Annotated in this window: 11 protein-coding genes; 7 read left to right on the forward strand and 4 right to left on the reverse strand. The window is 72.6% G+C overall.

All coding sequences use genetic code 11. The features are described from left to right. Positions 1–13: 13 nt before the first annotated feature. Entirely contained in the window at positions 14–1525 is a 1512-nt protein-coding gene (locus tag ACFQ58_RS12485) for an APC family permease (RefSeq protein WP_376951443.1), read from the forward strand. A gap of 42 nt (positions 1526–1567) precedes the next feature. On the opposite strand, the gene ACFQ58_RS12490 is transcribed toward ACFQ58_RS12485, so the two are convergent. After that, positions 1568–3346: an acetyl/propionyl/methylcrotonyl-CoA carboxylase subunit alpha gene (locus ACFQ58_RS12490; RefSeq protein ID WP_376951444.1), complete on the reverse strand. Its 1779-nt coding sequence runs from the start codon at positions 3344–3346 to the stop codon at positions 1568–1570. Between the two features lie 136 nt (positions 3347–3482). After that, a complete protein-coding gene (locus ACFQ58_RS12495) occupies positions 3483–4121 on the reverse strand; it encodes a Maf family protein (protein WP_376951445.1) in 639 nt (212 codons plus the stop codon). Positions 4122–4162: 41 nt separating this feature from the next. Here ACFQ58_RS12495 and ACFQ58_RS12500 point away from each other — a divergent pair, with 41 nt between their 5' ends. The 4 genes from ACFQ58_RS12500 (at position 4163) to ACFQ58_RS12515 (ending at position 8458) form a co-directional block, all read left to right on the forward strand. Then, positions 4163–5491: a class I SAM-dependent RNA methyltransferase gene (locus tag ACFQ58_RS12500; RefSeq protein WP_376951446.1), complete on the forward strand. Its 1329-nt coding sequence runs from the start codon at positions 4163–4165 to the stop codon at positions 5489–5491. A 78-nt stretch (positions 5492–5569) separates the two neighbouring features. Further along, complete coding sequence (locus tag ACFQ58_RS12505) at positions 5570–6238, forward strand: response regulator transcription factor (protein WP_376951447.1); 669 nt, start codon at positions 5570–5572, stop codon at positions 6236–6238. Between the two features lie 37 nt (positions 6239–6275). Continuing rightward, positions 6276–7460 carry a sensor histidine kinase gene (locus ACFQ58_RS12510; RefSeq protein ID WP_376951448.1) on the forward strand — a complete coding sequence of 395 codons (1185 nt, stop codon included), beginning with the start codon at positions 6276–6278 and terminating at the stop codon, positions 7458–7460. Beyond that, complete coding sequence (locus tag ACFQ58_RS12515) at positions 7457–8458, forward strand: hypothetical protein (protein WP_376951449.1); 1002 nt, start codon at positions 7457–7459, stop codon at positions 8456–8458. Before ACFQ58_RS12510 ends, ACFQ58_RS12515 begins: the two co-directional genes overlap by 4 nt. 304 nt (positions 8459–8762) lie before the next feature. Here ACFQ58_RS12515 and ACFQ58_RS12520 read toward each other — a convergent pair whose 3' ends face one another. After that, positions 8763–8996, reverse strand: a complete 234-nt coding sequence (locus ACFQ58_RS12520; protein ID WP_376951450.1) for an acyl-CoA carboxylase epsilon subunit — start codon at positions 8994–8996, stop codon at positions 8763–8765. A 10-nt stretch (positions 8997–9006) separates the two neighbouring features. Further along, the gene (locus tag ACFQ58_RS12525; RefSeq protein WP_376951451.1) at positions 9007–10632 is read right to left on the reverse strand and encodes an acyl-CoA carboxylase subunit beta; all 1626 of its coding nucleotides are present in this window, start codon (positions 10630–10632) and stop codon (positions 9007–9009) included. A gap of 111 nt (positions 10633–10743) precedes the next feature. On the opposite strand from ACFQ58_RS12525, the gene ACFQ58_RS12530 reads away from it, so the two are divergent. Together ACFQ58_RS12530 and ACFQ58_RS12535 are read left to right on the forward strand one after the other, a co-directional pair. Continuing rightward, positions 10744–11592, forward strand: coding sequence for a biotin--[acetyl-CoA-carboxylase] ligase (locus ACFQ58_RS12530; protein ID WP_376951452.1), 849 nt, complete (start codon positions 10744–10746; stop codon positions 11590–11592). Between the two features lie 56 nt (positions 11593–11648). Then, positions 11649–12161 carry a PH domain-containing protein gene (locus ACFQ58_RS12535; RefSeq protein WP_376951453.1) on the forward strand — a complete coding sequence of 171 codons (513 nt, stop codon included), beginning with the start codon at positions 11649–11651 and terminating at the stop codon, positions 12159–12161. Positions 12162–12194 lie beyond the last annotated feature (33 nt).

Below are 12194 nucleotides of genomic sequence, written 5' to 3' on the forward strand. Positions count from 1 at the left end.
GAGGGGGAGGCTCATGGACTGGCGCGTGAAGTCCGTCGAGGCGACGATCGCCGATTCGGGTGACGAGGAGCGCAGCCTCAAGCGGTCGCTCGGCACGTGGGACCTGGCGCTCATGGGGATCGCGGTCGCGGTCGGCGCGGGCATCTTCTCGGTGGGCGCGCAGGCGGCGGCGAACTTCGCCGGGCCGAGCGTGATCGTCTCGTTCATCCTCGCCGCGATCACGTGCGGGCTCGCGATCATGTGCTACGCCGAGTTCGCCTCGACCGTGCCGGTCGCCGGCAGCGCGTACACCTTCACGTACGCAACGATGGGCGAGCTGCTCGCGTGGATCATCGGCTGGGACCTCATCCTCGAGATGTTCACGGGCGCGGCCGTGATCGCGAAGTACTGGGGCGTGTACCTCGGCGAGGCGCTGCTCGCGTTCGGGCTCCCGTTCCCCGCGACGATCGACATCGGCGGGATCGAGGTCAGCTGGCCGGCGTTCCTCGTCGTCGCGGTGTTCACCGCGCTGCTCGTGGCCGGAACGAAGCTCACCTCGCGCGTGGGCTGGGTGTTCACGCTCATCAAGGTCGCGATCGTGCTGTTCGTGATCGTGGTCGGGTTCTTCTTCCTCAACGCGGCGAACTTCACGCCGTTCATCCCTGCACCAGTCCCGAGCGAGGGCGGTTCGGCCGACGTGTGGACGCAGTCCCTGTTCTCGTGGGCGACGGGCGCGGCGCCCGCGCAGTACGGCGTGTTCGGCATGCTCTCCGCCGCGTCGCTCGTCTTCTTCGCGTTCATCGGCTTCGATGTCGTCGCGACGAGCGCCGAGGAGGTCCGGGAACCGCAGAAGCGCCTGCCCCGCGGCATCTTCCTGGGCCTCGGCATCGTGACGGCGCTCTACGTGCTCGTCTCGATCGTGATGACCGGGATGGTGTCGTACCAGGAGCTCGCGCAGGAGGAGGCGCCCTCGCTGGCCACGGCGTTCCGGCTCGTTGGGCAGGAGTGGGCGTCGGCGGTCATCTCGGTCGGCGCGCTTGCCGGACTCACGACCGTCATCATGGTGCTCCTGCTGGGACTCTCGCGCATCGTGTTCGCCCTGAGCCGTGACGGCCTGCTCCCGCGGTGGCTGTCGGTGACGACGCACCACACCAAGACGCCGGCGCGCATCCAGATCATCGGCGGCACCATCGTGGCACTCGTCGCCGCGTTCACCGACGTCGGGCTGCTCGAGGAGATGATCAACATCGGCACGCTCTCGGCCTTCGTGCTCGTGAGCCTCGGCATCGTGGTGCTCCGCCGGACGCGGCCAGACCTGCCGCGCGGGTTCCGGGTGCCGTGGTCGCCGGTCCTGCCCATCCTGTCGGCGGTCCTGTGCTTCTGGCTGATGCTCAACCTCACGACGCTCACCTGGGTGCGGTTCCTCGTGTGGCTCGCCATCGGCGTCGTGATCTACCTGCTCTACGGCCGCCGGCGCTCGCGCCTGGGCGAGGAGGTCAGCGAGGTCGAGCTCCCCACGCCGCAGGGCGCCCCGCCGTTCGGTTGAGCCGCGCGCGCCGACGCCGTCGGCGCGCCGCCGCTCCGCCCGTCAGGCGGCGGGTGCGTCGGCGATCGACAGGAGCAGGTGGCCGCTGGACACGGTCGCGCCGGGCTCGGCGTTGACCAGCCCGACCACGCCGTCCTTGTGGGCGACGATCGGCTGCTCCATCTTCATGGCCTCGAGCACGAGCACGAGGTCGCCCTTGACGACCTTGTCGCCCTCGGCGACGGCGACCTTGACCACTGTCGCCTGCATGGGCGCGGTGACCGCATCGCCCGTGGCGGTGTCGACCGAGTGGTGCACCGCGCGACGGCGCGGCGCCGGTCCGGCCGTGGCGGCTCCCGACGTGGCGCCCGCGAGGCGCTTCGGCAGCGAGACCTCGACGCGGCGGCCGTCGACCTCGACGACGACGCTCGTGCGAGCGGCCGGGCCCTTGGACTCCTCGAGCTCACCCGTCCAGGGCTCGAGGGTGTTGTCGTACTCGGTCTCGATCCAGCGCGTGTAGACCGAGAAGGGCTCGCCGTTCAGAGGAGCGAAGGCGGGGTGGGCCACGATGTCGCGGTGGAACGGCAGCACGGTCGGCAGGCCGGCGACCTCGAACTCGTCGAGTGCGCGGCGCGCGCGCTCGAGCGCATCCTTGCGCGTGGCGCCCGTGACGATGAGCTTGGCGAGGAGCGAGTCGAACGCGCCCGAGATCTCGTCGCCGCTCGTGACGCCCGAGTCGACGCGCACGCCGGGGCCGCCGGGGAAGCGCAGCTGGTGGATCGGTCCGGGCGCGGGGAGGAAGTTGCGACCCGGGTCCTCGCCGTTGATGCGGAACTCGATCGAGTGGCCCGTGGTCTCGGGGTCGGGGTAGTCGAGGACGCCACCCTCTGCGAGGCGGAACTGCTCGCGTACGAGGTCGAGCCCGGTGACCTCTTCGGAGACGGGGTGCTCGACCTGGAGGCGCGTGTTCACCTCGAGGAACGAGACCGTGCCGTCCTGGCCGATCAGGAACTCGCACGTGCCTGCGCCGACGTAGCCGACCTCCTTCAGGATGGCCTTCGACGCGTCGTACAGCAGCCGGTTCTGCTCCTCGGTGAGGAACGGCGCCGGTGCCTCCTCGACGAGCTTCTGGTGCCGGCGCTGGAGCGAGCAGTCGCGCGTCGAGACGACGACGACGTTGCCGTGCTCGTCGGCGAGGCACTGGGTCTCGACGTGGCGGGGCTTGTCGAGGTACTTCTCGACGAAGCACTCGCCGCGGCCGAACGCCGCGACGGCCTCGCGCGTGGCCGACTCGAACAGCTCGGGCACCTCGTCGCGCGTGCGAGCCACCTTGAGTCCGCGACCGCCGCCGCCGAACGCGGCCTTGATGGCCACGGGCAGGCCGTGCTCGTCGACGAACTGGAGGACCTCCGCGGCATCCGCCACGGGGTTGAGCGTGCCCGGCGCGAGCGGGGCGCCGACCTTCTCGGCGACGTGTCGCGCGGAGACCTTGTCGCCCAGGCGCTCGATGGCCTCGGGCGACGGTCCGATCCACACGAGGCCGGCGGCGATGACGGCACGGGCGAAGTCGGGGTTCTCGGCGAGGAAGCCGTACCCGGGGTGCACGGCGTCGGCACCCGAGCGGCGGGCGACGGAGAGCAGCTTGTCGATGACGAGGTACGTCTCGGCACTCGTGGTGCCGTCGAGCGCGTACGCCTCATCGGCGAGCTTGACGTGGCGGGCATCGCGGTCCTGGTCGGCGTAGACCGCGACCGAAGCGATGCCCGCGTCGCGAGCCGCGCGGATGACGCGGACGGCGATCTCGCCACGGTTGGCGATGAGGACCTTCGTGATGCGACGCATGATCCCCAAGCCTATTGGCGGATTCCGAGCCGCCTTTGGGCGCGGTCCACAAAAAAGCAACCGGAGCGTGTCGTTCGCCGACAATGATCGGCGGCTGCGGTGCGTGTTCCCACTGGTCGCGCGCCGTTTCAGCGGTTCAGCGCAGGTCCCAGAGGTCCGTCCACCGGACGCCGAGCTCGTGCACGAGCTCGCGGAGCGTCGACAGCGAGAGCCCGACGACCGTCGAGGGATCGCCGGTCACGGATCGGATGAACGGACCGCCGAGGCTGTCGACCGTGAACGCGCCCGCGACGGCGAGCGGCTCGCCCGTGGCGACGTACGCGTCGATCTCGGCGTCGTCGAGCCGCGCGAACTCCACGACCGCCGACGCGGGGCGGCCCACCGCGCCCTTCGGCGCCCCGTCGCGGTGGTCGATGAGCCAGTGGCCCGACCACAGCACGCCCGACCGTCCGTTCTGCCCGGCCCACCGCGCCCGCGCGACCTCGGGGTGGTGCGGCTTGCCGTGCAGCTCGCCCTCGACCAGGAAGGCCGAGTCGCCGCCGAGCACGAGCCCGTCGATCGGTCGTCCGTCCACCTCGCGGCCCACGATCGCCTCGGCCTTGCGCCGCGCGAGCAGCTGCACGAGCTCGGCCGGCGCGAGCGGGCCGTGCCCGGCCTCGTGCGCGGCCACCGCGGCCTCCTCGTCGACCCCGGGAGCGACGAGCAGCGGCTCGACGCCAGCCTGCCGCAGGAGCTGACGACGTGCGGGGGAGGTCGAGGCGAGGTAGAGGCGCATGCCCCCATCCTGCCGGTCGCGCCGTGTGCGATGCTCGGGTGATGGCACAGGAACGTCGTCGCCGCCCCGCTCGCGGTCACCGCCGCGCCGCCGCGCCCCGGCCCCCCGAGCCGGGGCCCGTGCTCGAGCTCGAGGTCGAGCGCATCGCCCACGGCGGCGTCGCAGTCGCGCGTCACGAGGGCCGGGTCGTCTTCGTCGCCGACGCGATCCCGGGCGAGCGGGTCGCCGCGCAGGTCGTGGATGCGGGACGCGAGCGATTCTGGCGTGCCGAGACGGTCTCGGTGCTGCGTGCCTCGCCCGACCGCCGTGAGCACGCGTGGCCCGAGGCATCCGTCGACCGCGCCCCCGAGCAGCGCGCCGGCGGTGCTGAGTTCGGCCACATCGCGATGACGCGGCAGCGCGAGCTCAAGGCCGAGGTGCTCCGCGATGCCCTCCACCGCATGGGCGGCGTCGAGACCGGAGCCGCGGTCGAACCCGTCGATCCCTCCCTCGCACCGGGCGTCGATCCCGAGGCCGGCACCGGATGGCGCACGCGCGTGCGCCTCCACGTCGCGCCCGACGGCACCGTCGGGCCCTACGCGGCGCGCAGCCATACCGTGGTGCCCGTCGCCTCGCTGCCGCTCGCGGTCGCGGGCATCCAGGCGGTCGCCCCGCTCACACGGAAGCTCGAGGGTGCCGCCGCGGTCGACCTGGTCGCCCCCGCCGAGGGAGCGGCGCAGCTGATCGTCCGTTCGGCAGGCGACCGCCGCAGCAGCCGCGGCGAGCCGCCCACGATCATCGAGCGCGTCGGCGTACGGCGCTTCACGGTCGACCGCGACGGCTTCTGGCAGGTGCACGTCGGCGCGGCCGCGACCCTGACCTCCGCCGTGCAGGACCTCGTCGACCCCGATCGCTTCGATCCCGCCGCCGACAACCAGGACCTCTACGGCGGGGTCGGCCTGCTCGCGGCGGCCGTCGGAGATCGATTCGGCGCGAACGTGCGGATCACCACCGTCGAGGCGGACGCGAGGGCGACCGAGCACGCCGGCGCCAACCTCGCCGACTGGGTGGGTGCCCGCGCCGTGACCGCGCGCGTCGACCGGTACCTCGACGAGCTGGTAGCGGCGCCGGATGCCGCGACGCGCGGCCTGACCGGAGCGACGGTCGTGCTCGACCCGCCGCGGTCCGGTGCGGGTCGGGCCGTCGTCGACCGGATCGCCGCGCTGCGGCCCGCGCAGGTCGTCTACGTCGCGTGCGACCCCGTCGCGCTCGCACGGGACGTCGGGCTGTTCCGCGCCCACGGATACGAGCTCGAGGCGCTGCGCGCCTTCGATCTCTTCCCCGACACGCACCACGTCGAGGCGGTCGCTCGACTGGCCGCTATCGTGTGAGGACCAGCACGGAACCGACGACGGAAGCCGGATGACGGGGGTGGCCGAGTGACCGAGCAGTCCGATGGAGGCCGTGGCGTGACGACCGTCGCCATCGTCGACGACCACGAGGCCGTGCGACTCGGCCTGCGCGCCGCGTGCCGCGACGCCGGCTATGACGTCGTCGCCGACACGGCCGACGTGCCGACCCTGCTCGCGGTGTTCGACGATCCCGGCAGCGAGCCGCCGCGCGTGGTGCTGCTCGACCTCTCGCTGGGCGACGGGTCGAGCGTGACCGACAACGTGCACAGCGTCCTCGCGTCGGGCAGCCTCGTGCTCGTGCACAGCATCGCCGATCGCGTCGCCGCGGTGCGGGAGGCTCTCGCCGCCGGCGCGGCCGGGGTGATCCCGAAGTCCTCGCCGACCTCGGCCGTCATCGCGGCCATCGCGACCGTGGCCCGCGGGGAGGCGCTCAACAACGTCGAGTGGGCGAGCGCGATCGAAGCCGACCGCGACTTCGCGAAGGCCCAACTCGGACGTCGCGAACGCGACGTGCTGCACCTGTACGCCTCGGGGCTGCCGCTGAAGCTCGTCGCCCAGCAGCTCGGGATCGCCCACTCCACCGCGCGGGAGTACCTGGACCGCATCCGCGCCAAGTACGTCGAGGTCGGACGGCCCGCGCCGACGAAGGTCGACCTGCTGCGACGGGCGGTGGAGGACGGCATCCTGCCTGGGCTCGATGCCGAGGCCGGTGATGGCCGGGGCTGACTGGCGCGCGAGCCGGCTCGCGTCTCGCCGAGGAGCGGTGAGCCGCGCGCAGGTCGAGATCGTCTCCGGGCGGGCGCTCGGCGCGTTCGGCGTCGTCTTCGGGGCCCAGACCGTCCCCACCGCGATCGACCAGGCGGCCTTCCTCGTCGACGGGGCGGGCGCGGCGATGATGGCGCTGCTCTACGGGTCGATCGCGGCACTCGCAGCGGCCACGTTCACGCGCCTGGCTGTGCGCGGTGCCGCGCTGGCGTTCGCGAGCCTCTACGTGCTGTGCCTGCTCGCCTGGCCGCTGCTCGTCGTGGACACCGCGGCGATGGAGGGCGAGACGCCGTGGCTGTACTACCTGTGCACGGTGGCCACCACCGCGTCGGTGATCGCGGTGCCCGTGGCGCCCGCGGCGGCGTACACCATCGCCGTGCCCGCCGTGTACGGCATCGTCCGGCTGAGCCCGTCGGGCGGTGACGCCGGAGCGTTGCTCGCGGTGCTCGACACGCTGTACGCGGTGATCCTCGGCGTCGTGGTGCTGGTCATCATCACGATGCTGCGCCAGGCCGCCGAGGCGGTCGACGCCGCGCAGGAGGGTGCGCTCCAGCGCTACGACATGGCCGCGCGGCAGCACGCGAACGAGATGGAGCGCGTGAAGGTCGACGCGCTCGTGCACGACAGCGTGCTGACGACCCTGCTGTCCGCGGCGGCGGCGAACACGCCCGCGGAGCGGCAGCTCGCGTCGCGCATGGCTGCGGACGCGGTGCGCCGGCTCGACGAGGCCGCGGTCGAGGTGCCCGGGGTCGCCGACCGCGCCGACCTCTCGGTGCTCGCGCGTCGCCTGCGCGGTGCGGTGACCGGCTTCTCCGCCCCGTTCATCGTGTTCGTGACCGACACGAGCGGGGTCGAGCTGCCCGTGGAGGCGGTCGACGCGCTCTCGTCCGCGGCGGTGCAGGCGATGGTCAACAGCGTCCAGCACGCCGACGGCCCGATCGGGCGGGTACGGCGCGAGCTCGAGATACGCGGCGTCGGCGCCGGCGGCTGCGTGATCGAGGTCGTCGACAACGGCTCGGGCTTCGACCCGGCCCAGGTGCCGCTCAGCCGACTGGGCCTACGCGTCTCCATCGAGGAGCGGATGGCGAACGCGGGCGGCTCGGCGCGGATCGACTCCGCACCCGGCCGCGGCACCCGGGTGACGCTCGCCTGGCCGGCCGGACTGGACGGGGGTCGGCCGTGATCACGGTTCCCCGGTGGCTGCTCCTCGTGCTCGCCGCGCTGTTCTCGGCCTACCACGTGTTCCTCGGGATCATCTCGCTGCCCGACTCGCCGTGGCCCGCCCTCGTCGCACTCGCGCTCTACGCGGTCGCCACCGCGCTCAGCCTGTGGCCGGTCCGCCGCGCGCGCATGCCCGACTGGCTCGCGGCGCTCAACCTCGCCGTCAGCATCGTGCTGCCCCTGCTGGTCACGAGCCAGCTCGATCCCGCCGCCGAGAACGGCTACGCCACCTGGTACGTGGCTGCGGTCGGCACGCTCATGACCATCACCGCGGCGCGGCGCCAGCTCGTGGCCGCCTGGCTCGGCGTGATCGCGCTCGCCGTGCAGACCATCGTCTGGGCCGGGCCGCTGGCGCTCGGGACCCTCGGCGTCATCGGCAGCATCGTCTGGGTCGCGATCGCGCACATGCTCTCGGCGGCGCTCGCCGGCGCGGCGCGGGCGACGCGGCGCTACGCGCAGGCCGAGCGCGAGGCGGCCGCCTGGCAGGCCGCCCAGGACGCCCACCTCTTCGAGGGCCGGATGCGCCTCGCCCACACCAAGCGGCTCGCCGCGCCGATGCTCCGCCGGATCGCCGACGGCGACCACTCGCTCACCGATGCCGAGCGCCGTGAGTGCCGCACGCTCGAGGCGGCGATCCGCGACGAGATCCGAGGGCGGATGCTGCTGACCGACGCCGTGCGACAGGCGGTCAAGCGTGCCCGGGACCGCGGTGCGACGGTCACCCTGCTCGACGAGGGCGGCATCGACGACCTCGACGAGGCCTCGCGGGATCGCGTGCTCTCGCAGCTCGCCGACGCGCTGGACGCAACCCGGGCCGATCGCCTCATCGCGCGGACCGCGGCCGAGGGCTCTCCCGTGGCGGTCACCGTCGTGGGACTCCGCGGCGGCGGCGACGACGAGGTGGCGCAATCGGAGGACGCCGAGGTCGATCTCTGGATGGAGATCCCGCGGGCCGGATGAGGAGCGCGCATCTGCGCGGCGCTCACGCGTCGCGTGGAACCGCGCCGGAGATGGAAGCGGGGGGTCGGCCCCTACCGACCCCCCAGCAAGCCCGAGTCACGGCGACAACCCGAATATCGCCCTGACTCGCCCCCAGAGCGCCACCGGTTACCCAGCCGGTGACGAGACGGCCTCCTGAGGAGCCCGTACGTCCATGGTACGGATCGGGGGCCGTCTGCGAAGTCAGCATTTCGGGGGACAACGAGGGGGACATCATGCGGACACGGCCGCACGGCGCGCCCCGCATGGGGGACACGCGCGTCGGTCAGCGGCCGAACATCGCCCAGCGTCGTGGACCGACCTCGACCGGCGGTCGCGCCGCGCCGCGCGGGTGAGCCCACTCGCTCCGGGCGGGAGGCGGGGGCGCGACCTGCTCCTCGCCGACGGCCGCGACGATGACCGCGGTCACGGCCGCGGCCTCCTCGGCCGTCACGTCGCGCGTGCGGAACTTCAGGTCGATCGACGCGGCGTCGTTCGCGTCACCCGATGCGGTGGTCATGGCGGGCCTCCTAGAGCGGGATGTTGCCGTGCTTCTTCGGCGGCAGGCTCGCACGCTTGGTGCGCAGCGCCCGGAGCGCCTTGGTCACCGACACGCGCGTCGCCGCGGGCTCGATGACGCCGTCGAGTTCGCCGCGCTCGGCGGCGAGGAACGGCGACGCGACGTTGTAGGTGTACTCGTTGGCGAGCCGCGTGCGGACCGCCGCGACATCCTCGCCGGCCTCTTCAGCGCGCCTGATCTCGCCGCGGTACAGGATGTTCACGGCGCCCTGCCCGCCCATGACCGCGATCTCGGCGGTCGGCCAGGCGAGGTTGATGTCGGCGCCGAGCTGCTTGGAGCCCATGACGATGTACGCGCCGCCGTAGGCCTTGCGGGTGATGACCGTCACGAGCGGCACCGTGGCCTCGGCGTAGGCGTAGAGCAGCTTCGCGCCGCGCCGGATCACGCCGGTCCACTCCTGGTCGGTGCCGGGCAGGTAACCGGGCACGTCGACGAGGGTGAGGATCGGGATCGAGAACGCGTCGCAGAACCGCACGAAGCGGGACGCCTTCTCGCCCGCCGCGATGTTCAGCGTGCCCGCCATCTGGCTGGGCTGGTTGGCGATGATGCCGACCGATCGGCCCTCGACGCGCGCGAAGCCGACCACGATGTTCGGCGCGAACAGCGGCTGCACCTCGAGGAAGTCGCCGTGGTCGACGATGCCCTCGATGATCGAGTGCATGTCGTACGGCTGGTTCGGCGAGTCGGGGATGATCGTGTTCAGGCGACGGTCGTCGTCGGTGACCTCGAGCTCGACGTCGGCGTCGTAGACGGGCGCCTCCGACATGTTGTTGTCGGGCAGGAACGACACGAGCGTCCGGGCGTAGTCGAGCGCGTCGGACTCGTCGCTCGCGAGGTAGTGCGCGACGCCCGACACCGTGTTGTGCGTGAGCGCGCCGCCGAGCTCCTCCATGCCGACGTCCTCGCCGGTCACGGTCTTGATGACGTCGGGGCCGGTGACGAACATCTGGCTCGTCTTGTCGACCATGATCACGAAGTCGGTGAGCGCGGGGGAGTAGACGGCGCCGCCCGCGGCCGGGCCGCAGACGATCGAGATCTGCGGGATGACGCCCGAGGCCGCCGTGTTGCGGCGGAAGATCTCGCCGTACTTCCCGAGTGCGACCACGCCCTCCTGGATGCGCGCGCCGCCCGAGTCGAGGATGCCGATGATGGGCACGCCCGTCTTGAGGGCGAGCTCCATGACCTTGATGATCTTCTCGCCGGCGACCTCGCCGAGCGAACCGCCGAAGATCGTGAAGTCCTGCGAGTAGACCGCCACCTGGCGGCCGTGGATGGTTCCCGTGCCGGTGACGACGGCGTCGCCGTAGGGGCGCTTCGTGTCCATGCCGAACGCGTGGGTGCGATGCCGCACGAACTCGTCGAGTTCGACGAAGGAGCCGGGGTCGAGCAGCTCTGCGATGCGCTCGCGCGCCGTCATCTTGCCCTTGGCGTGCTGCTTCTCGATGGCCGCCTCGCCCGAGGCGGTCACGGCCTCGTGATAGCGCTGCTTGAGGTCGGCGAGCTTGCCCGCAGTGGTGGAGAGGTCGGGGCCGTCGGTCGTCGATTCGGTCACGCGGTTCACTCTACCGGCGCCCATACGAGCCGGTTCGTTGACGGATTCCCACAAAAAGGCCCGGTCGGGTGGTGGTGATCGCCACGCCGACCGGCCGCTCGGACACTAGCCTGAACCCGACGAGGGAGGTCGGGCATGGAATGGGAGCGGTCGCGCGCGGTCGTGCCGAGGTTCGAGTGGCTCGACACCGCGGGGTCCACCAATGACGTGCTGCGCGAGGCGGCGACGGGGCCGGATGCCGCGGGATGGCCGCACGGCGCGGTCGTCGTGACCGACGACCAGACCCACGGTCGCGGACGGCTCGGCCGCACCTGGCTCGCGCCCACCGGCAAGACGCTCGCCATCTCGGTCCTGCTCCGGCCCGCCGCCGGTCCTGGCGGCGAGGGCCGTGCGCTGCCCGCCGACGCGTACGGCTGGCTGCCCCTGATCGCCGGCGTCGCCATGACCGAGGCGGTCCGGGATGCGGTCGTCGCGGCATCCGCCGACCGCGGCGGCGAGGATGACGGCACCGGCGGCGTCGACGTCGAGCTGAAATGGCCCAACGACGTGCTCGTCTCCGGGTACAAGGCGTGCGGCATCCTCTCCGAGCTCGTCGCCGAGGACACCGTCGTCATCGGCGCCGGACTCAACCTGACGCTCGACGAGCACGACCTGCCCACGCTCACCTCGACGTCGCTGCTGCTCGCGACCGGACGACAGCCCGACGCGGACGCCGTGCTGAGCGGATACCTCGCGCGCCTGCTCGACCTGGTGGGCCGCTTCATCGCGTCGGGCGGCGATCCGGCGGCGAGCGGCGTGGCCGACCGCGTCATCGCCGCGTGCGGCACGCTCGGGCAGGAGGTGCGCGTCGAGCTGCCCGGCGGCGGCGAGCTGATCGGCGTCGCCGAACGCCTCGACGACGACGGCCGCCTCGTCGTGCGGGACCGTGAGAACGGCGAGCCGCAGGCTGTCGCCGCCGGAGACGTCACGCACCTGCGGTATTAATGGGCCGTATGGCGGACGCAGGCACCGGACCCGCGACAGGGGCGGACGAACGGGTCGTGGCGAGGCTGCGGCGCCACGGGCGCGTGCTCGCCGTGCCGGCCCTCCTGCTCATCGCGACCGCCGGCGCGACGGCGTACCTCGTGCCCGCACTCGAGGGGTGGCCGCAGCTGGCGGTCCTGATCGGCGCCGCGCTCATCGCCGTGATCGGCTGCGCGCTGCCGTACCTGGCGTGGCTCGCCTCGCGCGCCACGATCACGACGCGGCGCATCATCGTGCGCCGTGGAGTGTTCGTCCGGGTGCGCCGCGAGCTCTGGCACCGACGCGGGTACGACGTGCAGATCAGCCGGTCGTGGCTGCAGCGCCTCATCGGCTCGGGCGACGTGCGACTGGAGACCGGGCACGAGGTGCCCATCGTGATGAAGGACCTCCCCGGACCCCTCGCCGTCCAGGCGGCGCTGCACGAGCTCATGGCCGAGTCGCATGCGCTCGGAGGACCCGCGGTCGGCCCGTCCGCGCTCGGCCCGCCGGCGTCGTGGGAGGGCGGCACCTTCGCCTGGGGCGGCCGCTGAGCCGTCCGCACACCCGTTCGTGCCAGGCGGCCA

It is taken from the genome of Agromyces sp. NPDC056523, assembly GCF_042794545.1.
In the GTDB taxonomy this organism is placed as follows: Bacteria; Actinomycetota; Actinomycetes; order Actinomycetales; family Microbacteriaceae; genus Agromyces.

Coding starts and splice junctions, on each gene's coding strand:
- ACFQ58_RS12485 (WP_376951443.1), top strand. CDS start 14: ATGGACTGGCGCGTGAAGTCCGTCGAGGCGACGATCGCCGATTCGGGT.
- ACFQ58_RS12500 (WP_376951446.1), top strand. CDS start 4,163: ATGGCACAGGAACGTCGTCGCCGCCCCGCTCGCGGTCACCGCCGCGCC.
- ACFQ58_RS12495 (WP_376951445.1), bottom strand. CDS start 4,121: ATGCGCCTCTACCTCGCCTCGACCTCCCCCGCACGTCGTCAGCTCCTG.
- ACFQ58_RS12530 (WP_376951452.1), top strand. CDS start 10,744: ATGGAATGGGAGCGGTCGCGCGCGGTCGTGCCGAGGTTCGAGTGGCTC.
- ACFQ58_RS12490 (WP_376951444.1), bottom strand. CDS start 3,346: ATGCGTCGCATCACGAAGGTCCTCATCGCCAACCGTGGCGAGATCGCC.
- ACFQ58_RS12520 (WP_376951450.1), bottom strand. CDS start 8,996: ATGACCACCGCATCGGGTGACGCGAACGACGCCGCGTCGATCGACCTG.
- ACFQ58_RS12525 (WP_376951451.1), bottom strand. CDS start 10,632: ATGGGCGCCGGTAGAGTGAACCGCGTGACCGAATCGACGACCGACGGC.